This window comes from Phytobacter sp. SCO41, from assembly GCF_003073275.1.
GTDB classification, from domain to species: domain Bacteria; phylum Pseudomonadota; class Gammaproteobacteria; order Enterobacterales; family Enterobacteriaceae; genus Phytobacter; species Phytobacter diazotrophicus.
In genome coordinates, this window is record NZ_CP027225.1 from 5,552,506 (window position 1) to 5,567,433 (window position 14,928).

Genomic DNA, 14,928 nt, shown 5'->3' on the forward strand with positions numbered 1-14,928 from the left:
AGGACAAAGAATGACTGAAAAGAAAGCTCGCAGTATGGCCGGATTGCCGTGGATTGCGGCCATGGCCTTCTTTATGCAGGCGCTGGACGCCACCATTCTGAACACCGCACTACCCGCTATTGCACAAAGCCTTGATCGTTCTCCTCTTGCGATGCAGTCCGCCATTATCAGTTATACCCTGACGGTCGCCATGTTGATTCCGGCAAGCGGCTGGCTGGCGGACCGTTTTGGCACCCGGCGTGTCTTCATGCTGGCCGTCACCCTCTTTACGCTGGGTTCACTGGCCTGCGCACTCTCGACGTCGCTCGGGGCGCTGGTCTGCTTTCGCGTGATTCAGGGAATAGGCGGCGCAATGATGATGCCAGTTGCACGTCTGGCGCTGCTGCGCGCCTATCCGCGCAGCGAGCTTCTACCGGTACTTAACTTTGTCACTATGCCAGGCCTGGTAGGTCCCATTCTCGGCCCGGTATTGGGTGGCGTGCTGGTGACCTGGGCAAGCTGGCACTGGATCTTTCTTATTAATATTCCGATTGGCATAGCCGGGATTTTATATGCGCGTAAATATATGCCGAACTTCACCACACCGCGTAAAGGCTTCGATACCGGCGGCTTTTTCTTCTTCGGCCTGAGCCTGGTCCTGTTTTCCAGTGGCATGGAGTTGTTTGGCGAGAAAATTGTCGCAAGCTGGCTGGCATCGGCCGTGATACTGAGCGGCGTGCTGTTATTTCTTCTTTATATTCGCCACGCGCGCCGTCACCCCACGCCGCTCATCTCGCTCAATCTGTTTAAGACACGCACCTTCTCTGTGGGCATTATCGGAAATATTGCTTCGCGACTGGGGACGGGCTGTGTGCCATTTTTGATGCCGCTGATGCTACAGGTTGGGTTTGGCTATCCTGCACTGATTGCCGGATGCATGATGGCGCCGACGGCAATAGGGTCCATTCTGGCAAAATCTATGGTCACCCAGGTATTGCGCCGCCTGGGTTACAGGAAAACCCTGGTAGCCATTACCCTGTTTATCGGTTTGATGATTGCGCAATTTTCTCTGCAATCACCGTCAATGGAAGTGTGGCTGCTGATATTACCGCTGTTCATCCTGGGGATGGCCATGTCCACACAATTCACCGCCATGAATACCATTACGCTTGCCGACCTGACTGACGAAAACGCCAGTAGCGGGAATAGTGTGCTTGCCGTAACGCAACAGCTCTCCATCAGCCTTGGTGTCGCCGTCAGTGCGGCAGTTTTGCGGTTTTACGAAGGGTTTGACAGCGCGAATACCGTGGAACAGTTTCACTATACCTTTGTGACGATGGGTGCCATCACCCTGGTATCCGCCCTGACCTTTATGCTGTTAAAGCCGAAAGATGGTCGTAACCTGATAAAAGAAAAGCATTAATACTACGCTGAGCCACGCTCCATCAACACCGGCGTAAGCTGTAGCCGCTGTTGTTGTTGCGTAGGGTCAGAGATACGGTGAATCAGCACATCGATCGCCAGCTCCCCCAGTTCATCTTTCGGCTGATGAATGGTGGTGAGCGGTGGCGTCATATACTGCGCCAGTTCAATGTCGTCATAACCGACAATGGCAATATCCTGCGGCACACGCAGCCCGGCCTGATACAGTGCCAGGTAAGCCCCGACAGCCATCGCATCATTACAAATAAATACCGCCTGCGGGCGCGCTTCCAGTGCCAGCAGCATCTGCATTGCTTCAAAGCCGCCGCTGAACTCAAAGTTGCCAATAATTTCATCACCGTCATGGATGGTCAGGCCCGCGCGGGCCATCGCATCACGATAACCTTCGAGGCGCAGGCGGGCAGGCGTTTTATCTAGCGGGCCAGCAATACAGGCAATATGGGTATGGTCTTTATTGATCAGGTACTGCGTCGCCATGTCGCCGCCGAGCAGAGAATTATCCTGAATAAGGTCACTGTCCCCATCAAACGGAGCCCAGTCCATCATCACCGTGGGCACCGAGGGGTAACGCTGCAGAATTTCCCGGGAAGGCTGATGCGTTTCCGTACATAAAAGCAGCAGACCATCGACACGCTTTTGCATCAGCGTTTCCAGATTGCTGTTCATGCGCTGCTCATCCCCTTCGGTGTTGCATAACACCAGGCTATAACCGCGCTCAAAGCAGCTACGCTCCACGCCACGTACCAGTTCAGAGTAGAAAGGGTTGGTACTGGCGGTAATCAACATCCCGATAGTGCGGGTTTGATTGATTTTCAGGCTGCGCGCCAGCGCAGACGGCGCATAGTTGAGCGCCTTGATCGCGGACTCCACCTTTTCGCGGATGGCTTCACTGACAAAGCGATCTTTATTGATGACATGCGAAACGGTTGACGTCGATACGCCCGCCATCCGGGCCACATCCTTCATCGTAGCCAATCATCACCCCTGCTCAGCCAGGAAATCGTCAATTTCTTTGCGCCACGGAACAGACGGTTGCGCGCCTTTGCGAGTGACAGCAATGGCCGCCGCCGCATGAGCAAAACGAATAGCATCATCCAGCGCGAGATCTTCCAGCAGTGCGGTCATCAGAGCACCATTAAAGGTATCCCCGGCTGCAATGGTATCAATGGCTTTCACTTTAAAACCCGGAACACGACGACCGTCGCCTTTCACGCTAGCCCAGACACCACGGCTTCCCAGCGTAATGATGACCGTATCAATGCCTTTGGCGTGTAGTACCTGCGCCGCGCGCGCCGCATCTTCATCGCTGGCAACATTAATACCCGTCAGTTTTTCGGCTTCGGTTTCATTCGGTGTGATGATGTCCACCAGCGCCAGCAACTCATCAGAAAGCTCACGTGCCGGAGCGGGGTTGAGCGCCACAATGGTCTGGTTTGCATGGGCAATACGCGCTGCGGCCAGAACGCTTTCTACCGGGGATTCCAGTTGCATTAACAGCGCGGAAGCCTGGGCAATACGCTCCTGCTGTGCATCAACAAGTGCCGGGGAGAGCGCTGCGTTCGCGCCCGCATGAATACCGATGACATTCTCACCTTCGCCATTAACAAAAATCAGCGCCACGCCGGTCGACTCATTAGCAATCACGCTAACAGGCGCCACATCAATGTTGTCGCTAATTAGTTGCTGGCGGACACGTTCACCGGTGTCGTCATCACCCGTGCAGGCAATGAAGGCTATATCCGCACCGCTGCGCCCGGCAGCCACCGCCTGGTTTGCACCTTTACCGCCGAATGCAATCTGATATTGCGTGCCGGTAACGGTCTCCCCGGGGGTTGGGAATGATTCAAGGTTAAGAATGTGATCGGCATTAATACTACCGAGGACAACAAGTTTGCCTGTGGTTTTCATGATGAGCTTGTCCATTAAAATGCGCCACCCGCCAGCGGGTGGCGCGAGCTCTGCTTTTCTTGATGCTTTTTTTCAGGCTATCCCGGTGAGATAGCCTGACGATTTTTATTGTTTGATAACCAGTTTCAGGTCTACCGGGATCTTCGCGTGAACTTTTTCACCTTTCAGCACCTGCGCTGCGGTGTCTACGCCTTTCGCGCCAATCATTTCCGGAAGCTGAGCAATCGTCGCCGCCATTTTGCCGTCATTTACGGCTTTTACGCCATCAGGCGTACCGTCAAACCCAACCACCATCACATCTGTTTTACCGGCAGTTTGCAGGGCGCGCATCGCACCCAGCGCCATTTCATCGTTCTGTGCAAACACCGCCTGTACATCCGGGTGCGCCGTCAGCAGGTTCTGCATAACGTTCAGGCCTTTTGTACGGTCAAAGTCAGCCGGCTGGCTCGCCAGGACGTTAAATTTATGGGCGGCAACAGCCTGCTGGAAGCCTTCGCCACGCTCACGGGCAGCAGATGTCCCCGCAATACCCTGCAATTCGATAACTTTCGCGCCTTCACCGGCTTTCTTGGCAATGTAATCGCCAGCAATTTTACCGCCCAGCACGTTATCCGAAGCGATGTGGCTTACCACTTCGCCTTTCGCAGCAGCACGGTCAAGGGTGATAACCGGAATATTTGCCTGATTCGCCATCTTCACGGCGTTACCTACAGCGTCGGAATCAGTCGGGTTGATAAGCAGCAGTTTGGTACCGCGTACCGTTAAGTCCTGAACGTTAGCCAGCTCTTTTGCCGGGTTATTTTGTGAATCCAGCACAACCAGATCGTAACCCAGTTTGTCCGCTTCTTTTTGCGCGCCATCTTTAAGGCTAACGAAGAACGGGTTGTTCAGCGTGGAAATAACCAATGCAATCGTGTCTTTCGCCATCGCGTTCGCGCTTACGGTGGCGCTCAGTGCAACAGCAGAAACCAGAGTAGCCAGTTTTTTCATGTTCATATCATGATGTCCTGTAGTGTAGGTAATTACTGCTTTTTGTTGTCTACCAAGACCGCCAGCAGAATCACCACTGCTTTAACGATCATCTGGTAATAGGAGGAAACACTTAACAAATTCAATCCATTATTCAGGAAGCCGAGAATCAATGCGCCGATCAATGTCCCAACGATGCGCCCTTTACCGCCTGCAAGACTGGTACCGCCCAACACCACCGCAGCGATAGCATCCAGCTCATAGCCGGTACCTGCAGTCGGTTGCCCTGAGGAGAGGCGCGCAACTTCAATAATGCCCGCCAGTGACGCCAAAAGCCCACACAAAGAGTAGACAATCACTTTGACTTTATCGACGCTAATACCGGACAAGCGTGTTGCGGCTTCATTTCCCCCGAGCGCATAGATATAGCGTCCCAGACGGGTGTGATGCAGTAAGTACCAGGTGGCGATAAAGACAATTGCCATGAGCCATACTGGTGTCGGGATCCCCAGCGGGCGACCAATACCAAACCAGCCAAAGATATCTGCATTATCCGTAAAACCGGTGTTGATCGGGCTCCCGTTGGTGTACACCAGCGTCACACCGCGCAGTAAGAGCATCATGACCAGGGTTGCGATAAATGCCTGCACTCGCCCTTTCGCCACGATAGTCCCGGTTACCGCGCCAATAGCAGCCCCCAGCGCCAGAGCGGCGGCGACAGCTACCAGCGCATTTACTTCCATACCGACGAGCGACGCGGCAACCGCACCGGTCAACGCCAGCAGAGAACCGACGGACAGATCGATCCCGGAAGTTAAAATAACCAGCGTCATGCCAACCGCCATAATGGCGTTCACAGAGGTTTGCTGCAGGATATTCAACAGGTTATTGACGGTAAAAAAGTTCGGACTCATGGTCGACACAATGGCAATCAGCACCAACAAGGCGATCAGCGATTTTTGTTCCATCAACCACGCTTTGGTGAAATAGCGGCGACCAGAAACAGCCTGGGTAGTCATCTTTTTTACTCCTGATTCACACGATTAAGCTTGCCCACTGCGGCAGCCATCAATACTTCCTGAGTGGCCTGCTCGCGCGTGAATTCACCGCCGAGATGCCCTTCATGCATCACCATGATGCGATCACTCATACCTAAGACTTCTGGCATCTCCGATGACACCAGAATGATACTCAGGCCGTCGGCCTTGAACTGGTTAATAAGCTGATAAATCTCTTTTTTCGCCCCAACGTCAACGCCGCGGGTCGGCTCATCGAGGATCAGCACTTTCGGGCGCGTCATCAAACCGCGTGCGATAGCCACTTTCTGCTGGTTACCACCAGAAAGCAGGCCAATAGCCTGTTCCATTGATGGCGTTTTGACATTGAACAGACGAATGAAGTCACTCACCGCCTGCTGCTCTTCTTTATGTTTTAAATTGCCACCCGGACGGCTGAAATAACCCAGCGCCGTCAGCGACATGTTCTCTTTAACCGACATACCCAGCACTAAACCATCGCGCTTGCGGTCTTCGGAGATGTAGACGATACCGTTCGCCAGGCCATCCTGCGGTGAACGGGTAACAACTTCATGGCCATCCAGCGTGACGCTTCCGCTGGTGCGCGGCAGCGCGCCATAAAGCACTTTCATAAGTTCGGTACGCCCGGCGCCCATCAGGCCCGCCACGCCCAGAATCTCCCCTTTGCGCAGGGTAAAACTCACATTGTTCACGCCTGGACCGCACAGGTTATCTACTTTCAGACGGATATCGCCCGGCGCTTTATCGAGGCGCGGGTATTGATCTTCCAGTTTGCGTCCAACCATCATTTCGATAAGCGTATCTTCGGTCAGCGTTGCAACTTCACGCTCGGCGATAAACTGGCCGTCGCGGAACACGGTCACATCATCGCAAATCTCGAAGATCTCTTTCATACGGTGAGAGATATAGACAATCCCGCGCCCTTGCGCTTTCAATTCGCGAATGACGCGGAAAAGGGATTCAGTTTCGGTATCGGTCAGGGCATCGGTCGGTTCATCCATAATGATGACCTGCGACTCATAACTCAGGACCTTCGCAATCTCGACCATCTGTTGATCGCCAATGGAAAGCTCACCCACCAGCCTGTCGCTTTTAAAACGGAGATTCAGTTTAAGCAGCAGCTTATCAGCTTCGGCATACATCTTTTTCCAGTCGATTTTGCCAAAGCGGTTAACGAATTCACGGCCGATAAAGATATTTTCGGCAATGGTGAGCTGGGGGATCAGGTTGAGTTCCTGGTGAATAATGCCGATGCCGGCTTCTTGCGAGGATTTCGGTCCGGTAAAGGTGGTCTCTTTACCCAGCCATAGTAATGAACCGGCATCACGGGTATAGATGCCGGTCAGGACTTTCATCATCGTGGATTTGCCCGCGCCATTTTCGCCGACCAGCGCCATGACGCGGCCGGGATAAACATTTAACGCGGCGCCAGACAGGGCTTTCACGCCCGGGAACGCTTTATCGATCCCTTTGAGTTGCAGTAATGCGTCCATGATGGCCTCAGAAGGTGACGCCAGCACAGAGAATGATATTCGCATACGGGGAACATTCCCCGCTGCGAATCACCGCCTGACTGTCCGCGGTGTGTTTTTTAAATTGTTCGTGTGAAACATAACGAACTTCTATGGTATTCCCCTGGTGTTGCTGCAGCTGCTCAATGTGATTGAGCAACGTTTCGTGGAGCTGTGGATTCTGCTGTTCGATTTCCGACGCGAGGATAGCTGCTTCAACCTGCATCTCGGCGGTGACCACCTCCAGTACCTGCATAAAGGATGGAACCCCCTGGGTTAATGCCATATCAATACGCGCGGTGCTTTTCGGCACAGGCAAGCCTGCATCACAAACCACCAGCGTATCGGTATGCCCAAGACGGGAGATGACCGACGAGATTTCAGCGTTGAGAACAGTACCTTTTTTCATTTTATGCTCCATTAGCGAAACGTTTCGCTGATCTCAGTTTAGACCTGAGAATGTTCAGAAAACCACCATGGCATTACAGAATTGTGATCGAAATCGAAACGTTTCGCGCGCGTTGCAGAAAGAAAACACAAGTTATCTTACTTAAATAAAATTGCGGGAGATAAATAGCAAAAACCCCTCTCGAAGAGGGGTTTTAAAAGGCGTTAAATTTCAACCTGCGTACCGAGTTCGATAACCCGGTTGGGTGGGATTTCAAACTGGTCCGGCGCACGCAGCGCATTGCGTTGCAACAGGAGGTATAACTTGCCACGCAGCCGTAGATACCAGGGCCGTTTACCCACAATCAGCGACTCATGCGACATAAAGAAGGATGTCTCCATCATGCGGCAACTGAGCCCTTCCAGACCGCAGCGGTGGAACACCTCTTCCACATTTGGCGTTTCACGCCAGCCATAGCTGGCTACCACACGCCAGAACGTCGGCGAGAGTTGCTCAATCTGCACACGACGCACATTGTGCACATAGGGCGCATCTTCTGTACGTAGCGTCAGCAGGATCACACGTTCATGCAGTACTTTGTTATGTTTCAGGTTATGCAACATAGCAAACGGAATCACATTCAGCGCGCGGGACATATATACCGCCGTACCCGGAACTCGCACCGGCGGCGATTTTTCCAGCGAGGCAATCATCGCTTCCAGTGAGTTGCCGTGCTCATGCATACGCCGCAGCAGGCGGAAACGCTCGCTCTTCCATGTGGTCATCACGATGAACATGACCAGACCCAGACTCAACGGTAACCAGCCACCGGACAGCAACTTATCGAGGTTAGCCGAGAAAAGCGGCACATCTATACACAGGAACATGGTAAGCAACAGACCGACAACCATTTTGTTCCAGTGCCAGTTCTTGCGCGCCACGGTCATAGAAAGAATCGATGTCAGCACCATTGTACCGGTCACCGCAATACCATAAGCCGCCGCCAGGTTACTGGAGTGTTCAAAACTCACGATCACGATAACAACCGCGAAGTAGAGCAGCCAGTTAATAAAGGGAATGTAGATCTGCCCGGATTCCATCTCCGACGTATGGATAATGCGCATTGGCGAGAGATAACCCAGGCGCACTGCCTGGCGTGTCAGAGAGAACACGCCCGAGATAACCGCCTGAGACGCAATGACCGTCGCCAGCGTTGCGATGATCAACATCGGAATCAGAGCCCATTCTGGAGCCAGCAGGAAGAACGGGTTTTTGATCGCTTCCGGGGTTTTCAGCAGCAACGCCCCCTGACCAAAGTAATTCAGCGCCAGTGATGGCAATACCACGATAAACCACGCAAGGCGAATGGGCAGCTTACCGAAATGGCCCATATCCGCATACAACGCCTCTACCCCGGTGATAGAAAGTACCACCGCGCCCAGCGCAACAAACGAGACGGCTTTGTATTGAAGGAAGAAATTGACCGCCCAGGCCGGGTTAAGCGCCTGCAGCACTTCAGGGTTGCTGATAATACCGCGCGCACCCAGCACCGCCAGAATCAAAAACCAGGCCAGCATGATGGGAGCAAAGAGTTTGCCCACCAGCCCTGTGCCGTGCTTTTGGATCATAAACAGCAGCGTGAGCACCAAAATGGACAACGGAACAATCCACGTATCCAGCGATGGTGCAACGATTTCGAGCCCTTCTATAGCCGACATCACTGAGATGGCGGGAGTAATGACCACTTCACCATAGAAGAAACTGCCGCCAATAAGCCCCATGATAACAAGCACGGAGGTCATTCTGGCGGAGGTATTGCGTCCTGCCAGCGACATCAGCGTTAAGATCCCACCTTCACCCGCGTTATCTGCACGCATGACAAAAGTTAGGTATTTAACCGAGACGACCAGTATCAGCAGCCAGAAGATGAGCGACAAAAAGCCGAAGACGGCGTCGCGTTCAACCCCAAAACCAAATTGACCTGACAAACATTCACGAAGTGTATAAAGCGGGCTGGTGCCGATATCACCGTAGACAACCCCAATAGCCGCGAGTGTTATCGCGGGCAACGATTGCTTATTATCAGTGCTCATAGACTAATCTTTTGTTTGAATGACAAATGTGTGCTTAGTCCCTTGGCCCACAAAAAGCGCACAGTATGCACGATTATTTATGAAATCGTACCCCCTAATTGCGACCGTATTAACCTGGCGCAAAGAAAATGATGCCGTTGTTCAGTCTATTACAAGCCTTTATCGAAACGTCTATACTCGCAGTTGCAAGCCGGAATCGCGGCGAAAGGATGCAAATCAATTATGGCTCACTCACATTTATTAGCAGAAAGAATTTCCCGCTTAAGTAGCGCGCTGGAAAAAGGTCTTTTTGAGCGTAGCCACGCTATTCGCCTGTGCCTGCTGGCCGCGTTAAGTGGTGAAAGCGTCTTTCTGCTCGGCCCGCCGGGTATCGCCAAAAGCCTGATCGCCCGCCGCCTGAAATTCGCCTTTAAAAATGCCCGCGCTTTTGAATATCTGATGACCCGCTTCTCCACACCCGAAGAGGTGTTTGGTCCTCTTTCTATTCAGGCGCTGAAAGATGAAGGGCGTTATGAACGTTTAACACATGGCTATCTGCCGGAAGCGGAGATTGTGTTTCTGGACGAAATCTGGAAAGCCGGCCCGGCGATCCTGAATACGCTATTAACCGCCATTAACGAACGTCGCTTTCGCAACGGCGCGCTGGAAGAGAAAATCCCCATGCGTTTGCTGGTGGCGGCATCTAACGAACTGCCCGAGGCTGACAGCAGCCTCGAAGCACTCTATGACCGCATGCTGATTCGCCTGTGGCTCGATAAAGTGCAGGATAAGAGTAACTTCCGCTCGATGCTCATCAGCCAGCAGGATGAAAGCGATAATCCGGTGCCTGCTGATCTGCAAATCAGCGATGAGGATTATGCGCGCTGGCAGCAGGAAATCGTGCAGGTGAAGCTACCCGACGCCGTTTTTGAGCTGATTTTCATGCTACGCCAGCAGCTTGATAACTTACCTACTGCGCCTTATGTCTCTGACCGTCGCTGGAAAAAGGCCATTCGTCTGCTTCAGGCCAGCGCCTTTTTCAGCGGACGCGATGCTGTGGCCCCTGTGGATTTGATCTTGCTGAAAGACTGCCTGTGGCATGACGCTGAAAGCATGCGTCTGATGCAAAATCAGTTGGAAATATTGATGACCGGGCACGCGTGGCAGCAGCAATCCATGCTGACGCAACTGGGCGCGATTGCGCAGCGCAACATCCAGCTTCAGCAGCAGCACAGCGACAAAACGGCCCTAAAAGTTTCGCGCCAGGGCGGCATGTTCAGCCGTCGTCCGCATTACGATTTGCCGGAAGATCTGCAAGACAGTACGCTGACATTGTTGCTCCAGCAACCGTTAAAATTACATGACATGCAGGTCATTCATGTGACTATCGAACGCGCCGCGCTGGCCCAGTGGCTGGCAAAAGGCGGGGAGATCCGTGGCAAACTTAACGGCATTGGCTTCGCGCAGATCCTTAACCTTGAAGTCGACACCAGTTTGCATCTGTTGATCCGCGATATCAGCCTGCAGGGTTCCCGTCTTGCTTTACCAGGTGGAACGGCAACCCATGTGCCGGAAGAAATAAAGCAGCAACTGGAAGCGCTCTACACGCTCTGGCATCAGCAGCACACCCGTTTTAGCGAACAGCAAAAATGCCTGTTCATTCCTGGCGACTGGTTGGGTCGCATTGAAGCCAGCCTGCAGGACGTGCGCGCGCAGATACAACAGGCGCTTCAATGCTGACGCTGGATGCACTAAATGCCCTGCTGGCTATCAGTGAGGAGACGATAGTTGAAGAGCTTATCGTCGCCTTACTGGCCTCCCCCCAGTTGGCTGTTTTCTTTGAAAAATTCCCCAAACTCAAGCACGTCATTACCGAAGATGTCCCCCGCTGGCGCGAAGCGCTGAAAAATCACCTGAAAGAGACACAGGTGCCGCCAGAACTTGCCGAAGAAGTGCTCTGCTATCAGCAGAGTCAGTTGCTTTCCACTTCACAGTTCGTCGTTCAGTTGCCGCAAATTCTGACGCTTCTGGATAAGCTTCGCTCGCCGTTTGCCGCGCAGGCAAACACCATGGTGAAGGACAACCCGACCTTTACCCCGGCGTTACAAACGCTTTTCTTACAGCGCTGGCGGTTAAGTCTGGTGGTACAGACAACCGCGTTTAATCAGCAACTCCTGGAAGAGGAACGCGAGCAGTTACTCAGTGAAGTACAGGAACGCATGACCCTAAGCGGCCAGCTTGAACCGGTACTGATTGAAAACGAAAATGCCGCCGGGCGGTTATGGGATATGAGCGCCGGGCAAATTAAGCGCGGCGATTATCGACTTATCGTGCAATACGGTGACTTCCTGACCGAGCAGCCGGAACTCAAGCAACTGGCGGAACAACTTGGGCGATCCCGTGAGGCAAAATCCGTTCCGCGCAAAGATGCCCCCATGGAAACCTTCCGTATGCTGGTGCGCGAACCCTCTACCGTGCCGGAGCAGGTTGACGGGCTGCATCAAAGTGACGATATCCTGCGTCTGTTGCCGCCGGAACTGGCGACGCTGGGTATTACCGAGCTGGAATATGAGTTCTACCGTCGGCTGGTAGAGAAACAACTGCTGACCTACCGCCTGCATGGCGATGCCTGGCGGGAAAGAGAAGTTGAGCGCCCGGTTATTCATCAGGATTTCGATGAACAGCCGCGCGGGCCGTTTATTGTGTGTGTGGACACATCCGGTTCGATGGGCGGGTTCAATGAACAGTGTGCAAAAGCCTTCTGCCTGGCGCTGATGCGCGTGGCGCTGGCAGACAAACGACGCTGCTTTATTATGCTGTTTTCCAGCGAGGTCGTGCGTTATGAGCTGACCTGCCAGCAAGGGCTGGAGCACGCTATCCGCTTTCTGAGCCAGCGTTTTCGCGGCGGTACGGATTTAGCGAGCTGTTTTCGCGCCATTATTGAACGCATGCAGGGCGGAGAGTGGTATGACGCCGACGCGGTGGTTATCTCTGACTTTATCGCCCAGCGCCTGCCGGACGATGTAATAGGCAAGGTCAAGGAACTACAGGCTGTACACCAGCACCGTTTTCACGCCGTTGCGATGTCAGCACACGGAAAACCCGGCATCATGCGCATCTTCGATCATATCTGGCGCTTTGATACCGGGATGAGAAGCCGTCTGCTCAGGCGCTGGCGCCGCTAATTACAGCAATGCGTCGACGCTCTCGCGAACCTGTGCTGGCCATACGCCACACTGAACCTGGCCGATGTGCGGCAGTTGCAGTAGCAGCATCGTCAAACGAGACTGGCCAATACCACCACCGATCGTTTGCGGCATCTCACCGCGCAACAACGCCTGGTGCCAGTCGAGACGCAGACGATCTTCATCACCCGTGATGTTAAGCTGACGTTTCAGTGCATCAGCATCTACGCGGATCCCCATAGAAGAGAGTTCAATCGCATCTTCCAGTACCGGGTTCCATACCAGGATATCACCGTTCAGGCCGTGCAAACCTGTCTCACCGGGCGTACTCCAGTCGTCGTAATCCGGTGCACGGACATCGTGTCGCTGACCATCGCTGAGTTTCCCGCCAATCCCCATCAGAAAGACTGCGCCCAGATCTTTGGCTATTGCGCGTTCACGCCCTTTTGCGTCCAGCCCCGGATAACGGCTCAGTAGCTCTTCGCTGTGCACAAAGTGGATCTGCGCTGGCAGGAAGGGCGTCAGGCCAAACTCTTTGCTCACTGCCGCTTCGGTTGCTTTGATTCCGGCATAGATGGCTTCAACCGTCGATCTCAGCGTGCCGGTGTGGCGTTCGCCATCACCCAGTACGCGTTCCCAGTCCCATTGATCAACATAAACAGAATGGATTGGGGAGAGGCGGTCTTCATCCGGACGCAGGGCTTTCATGTGCGTGTACAGCCCTTCGCCAGCGCTGAAATCATGTTGTCCCAGCGTCTGACGTTTCCATTTGGCCAGCGAGTGGACAACTTCAAATTGCGCATCCGGCAGGTTTTTGACTTTTACCTGTACCGCTTTTTCACAGCCCGACAGGTTATCCTGAGTCCCATCTCCTACACGGCTTAGAATCGGTGCCTGAACTTCAATTAGCCCCAGTTTTTCTTCAAGCTGGCGGGAAAAATGCGACTTCACGAATACGATCTGACGTTGTTTGCTGATGTAAGCGGATTTCATTTTTTAACTCCTTTGTTCTGTTGCAAACGATTAAGCAACAAAATCTCGCCTTTATTCAATAATCAACAACAAAAAAGCCGGAGAGGGTTTTGATTCGTTAAAATGAGCCGCTAAAATAGGAAGAATGTTTATTCATCATAAGAAAAACCTATGGAAAATTATCAGATCGACAATCTGGACCGAGGCATCCTTGACGCCTTAATGGCGAATGCGCGTACTGCTTACGCTGAGCTTGCCAAGCAATTCGGTGTAAGCCCGGGGACAATTCACGTTCGCGTAGAGAAAATGAAGCAGGCGGGGATTATTACCGGCGCGCGAATTGACGTCAGCCCCAAACAATTAGGTTATGACGTCTGCTGCTTTATCGGCATTATCCTTAAAAGCGCAAAAGACTACCCCTCCGCGCTGGCGCGCCTGGAAAGCCTGGAAGAGGTGACAGAAGCCTACTACACCACCGGCCACTACAGCATTTTTATTAAAGTCATGTGCCGCTCGATCGATGCTCTGCAACAGGTGCTTATCAACAAGATCCAAACAATTGATGAAATCCAGTCCACTGAAACGCTGATCTCTTTGCAAAACCCCATCATGCGTACGATCCGCCCGTAACAGGGCGTTTTACCCCACCGTTAATACCCATATTGTCCACAGGTAGATCCCAGCCCATTCACAGCGTACAATACGCAGCTCATAACCGGAGTGGACCTGATGGCAGATATTACACTTATTAGTGGCAGTACTCTGGGTGGCGCAGAATATGTAGCGGAACACCTGGCGGAAAAACTGGAAGAAGCAGGCTTTACAACCGAAACCCTGCACGGCCCGTTACTGGAAGATCTGCCGCAGTCAGGAACCTGGCTGGTGGTAAGTTCTACCCATGGCGCAGGCGATCTGCCGGATAACATCCAGCCGTTTTATGACGATCTTAATGAACAAAAACCTGACCTTTCTGCCGTACGCTTTGGCGCGATTGGTATCGGTAGCCGCGAATATGACACCTTTTGCGGTGCGATTGAAAAACTCGAGGTTTCATTGAAAGCCTGTGGGGCAAAACAGCTAGGTGAAACAGCGAAGATCAACATCCTTGATCATGACATTCCTGAAGATCCGGCTGAAATTTGGCTCGGATCCTGGATTAATTTACTCAATATCGATTAAAGATCGCGCGATCGAGTGTGGATAACTATGCTTAAAAGCGTTGATCAACCGGTAGTTATCCAAAGTATAACCGTCGCTTAGTTTTTGAGTTGTGTATAACTACCCATTCTGATCCCAGCTTATACTGACCAGGATCACCGATCATTCACAGCTAATGATCCAGGCTAACATCATGATCTTCATATCAGGATCCGGGTTATCCACAAGACAAGGCGATCCTAATAAGAGATCATAGTAAAACAGATCTCTCTATATAAAGATCTTCTTTTTAATACCCGGGATCCT

General features: G+C 52.7%; 12 protein-coding genes and 1 pseudogene. 5 read left to right on the top strand and 8 right to left on the bottom strand.

Going from position 1 to position 14,928, the window contains the following annotated elements; translation table 11 throughout:
* The first annotated feature begins 10 nt into the window (after positions 1–10).
* Positions 11–1,439 (top strand): annotated as a pseudogene (gene mdtD, locus C5523_RS26970) (multidrug transporter subunit MdtD).
* Here mdtD and rbsR read toward each other — a convergent pair.
* The 7 genes from rbsR to kup form a co-directional block, all read right to left on the bottom strand.
* Positions 1,405–2,397, bottom strand: coding sequence for a ribose operon transcriptional repressor RbsR (rbsR, locus tag C5523_RS26975; RefSeq protein ID WP_108702260.1), 993 nt, complete (start codon positions 2,395–2,397; stop codon positions 1,405–1,407). The pseudogene mdtD and the gene rbsR overlap by 35 nt on opposite strands.
* A gap of 3 nt (positions 2,398–2,400) precedes the next feature.
* Positions 2,401–3,330, bottom strand: a complete 930-nt coding sequence (gene rbsK, locus C5523_RS26980; RefSeq protein WP_071195161.1) for a ribokinase — start codon at positions 3,328–3,330, stop codon at positions 2,401–2,403.
* Between the two features lie 105 nt (positions 3,331–3,435).
* On the bottom strand, positions 3,436–4,326 hold the full coding sequence (gene rbsB / locus C5523_RS26985) for a ribose ABC transporter substrate-binding protein RbsB (RefSeq protein WP_039079989.1): 891 nt from the start codon (positions 4,324–4,326) through the stop codon (positions 3,436–3,438).
* A 26-nt stretch (positions 4,327–4,352) separates the two neighbouring features.
* Positions 4,353–5,318: a ribose ABC transporter permease gene (rbsC, locus tag C5523_RS26990; RefSeq protein ID WP_039079990.1), complete on the bottom strand. Its 966-nt coding sequence runs from the start codon at positions 5,316–5,318 to the stop codon at positions 4,353–4,355.
* A 5-nt stretch (positions 5,319–5,323) separates the two neighbouring features.
* Entirely contained in the window at positions 5,324–6,829 is a 1,506-nt protein-coding gene (gene rbsA / locus C5523_RS26995; protein WP_039079991.1) for a ribose ABC transporter ATP-binding protein RbsA, read from the bottom strand.
* Positions 6,830–6,836: 7 nt separating this feature from the next.
* Positions 6,837–7,256, bottom strand: coding sequence for a D-ribose pyranase (gene rbsD / locus C5523_RS27000; RefSeq protein WP_039079992.1), 420 nt, complete (start codon positions 7,254–7,256; stop codon positions 6,837–6,839).
* Positions 7,257–7,459: 203 nt separating this feature from the next.
* On the bottom strand, positions 7,460–9,328 hold the full coding sequence (kup, locus tag C5523_RS27005) for a low affinity potassium transporter Kup (protein ID WP_039079993.1): 1,869 nt from the start codon (positions 9,326–9,328) through the stop codon (positions 7,460–7,462).
* 222 nt (positions 9,329–9,550) lie between these two features.
* On the opposite strand from kup, the gene ravA reads away from it, so the two are divergent.
* Positions 9,551–11,047 (top strand): ATPase RavA, encoded by a 1,497-nt coding sequence (gene ravA, locus C5523_RS27010; RefSeq protein WP_108702261.1) that lies wholly within the window; start codon positions 9,551–9,553, stop codon positions 11,045–11,047.
* A complete protein-coding gene (gene viaA, locus C5523_RS27015) occupies positions 11,041–12,492 on the top strand; it encodes an ATPase RavA stimulator ViaA (RefSeq protein ID WP_108702262.1) in 1,452 nt (483 codons plus the stop codon). The genes ravA and viaA overlap by 7 nt, the downstream gene beginning before the upstream one ends.
* On the opposite strand, the gene asnA is transcribed toward viaA, so the two are convergent.
* Entirely contained in the window at positions 12,493–13,485 is a 993-nt protein-coding gene (gene asnA, locus C5523_RS27020; RefSeq protein WP_108702263.1) for an aspartate--ammonia ligase, read from the bottom strand.
* A gap of 150 nt (positions 13,486–13,635) precedes the next feature.
* Here asnA and asnC point away from each other — a divergent pair, with 150 nt between their 5' ends.
* Together asnC and mioC are read left to right on the top strand one after the other, a co-directional pair.
* Positions 13,636–14,094, top strand: a complete 459-nt coding sequence (asnC, locus tag C5523_RS27025) for a transcriptional regulator AsnC (RefSeq protein ID WP_039079997.1) — start codon at positions 13,636–13,638, stop codon at positions 14,092–14,094.
* Between the two features lie 99 nt (positions 14,095–14,193).
* Positions 14,194–14,643: an FMN-binding protein MioC gene (mioC, locus tag C5523_RS27030; protein WP_039079998.1), complete on the top strand. Its 450-nt coding sequence runs from the start codon at positions 14,194–14,196 to the stop codon at positions 14,641–14,643.
* Positions 14,644–14,928: the final 285 nt, after the last annotated feature.

Bases quoted from the DNA above. Each gene is read 5' to 3' on its own strand.
- rbsC (WP_039079990.1), bottom strand. From the start codon at position 5,318: ATGACTACCCAGGCTGTTTCTGGTCGCCGCTATTTCACCAAAGCGTGG.
- asnA (WP_108702263.1), bottom strand. From the start codon at position 13,485: ATGAAATCCGCTTACATCAGCAAACAACGTCAGATCGTATTCGTGAAG.
- kup (WP_039079993.1), bottom strand. From the start codon at position 9,328: ATGAGCACTGATAATAAGCAATCGTTGCCCGCGATAACACTCGCGGCT.
- mioC (WP_039079998.1), top strand. From the start codon at position 14,194: ATGGCAGATATTACACTTATTAGTGGCAGTACTCTGGGTGGCGCAGAA.
- asnC (WP_039079997.1), top strand. From the start codon at position 13,636: ATGGAAAATTATCAGATCGACAATCTGGACCGAGGCATCCTTGACGCC.
- rbsA (WP_039079991.1), bottom strand. From the start codon at position 6,829: ATGGACGCATTACTGCAACTCAAAGGGATCGATAAAGCGTTCCCGGGC.
- viaA (WP_108702262.1), top strand. From the start codon at position 11,041: ATGCTGACGCTGGATGCACTAAATGCCCTGCTGGCTATCAGTGAGGAG.
- rbsB (WP_039079989.1), bottom strand. From the start codon at position 4,326: ATGAACATGAAAAAACTGGCTACTCTGGTTTCTGCTGTTGCACTGAGC.
- rbsD (WP_039079992.1), bottom strand. From the start codon at position 7,256: ATGAAAAAAGGTACTGTTCTCAACGCTGAAATCTCGTCGGTCATCTCC.
- rbsK (WP_071195161.1), bottom strand. From the start codon at position 3,330: ATGAAAACCACAGGCAAACTTGTTGTCCTCGGTAGTATTAATGCCGAT.
- ravA (WP_108702261.1), top strand. From the start codon at position 9,551: ATGGCTCACTCACATTTATTAGCAGAAAGAATTTCCCGCTTAAGTAGC.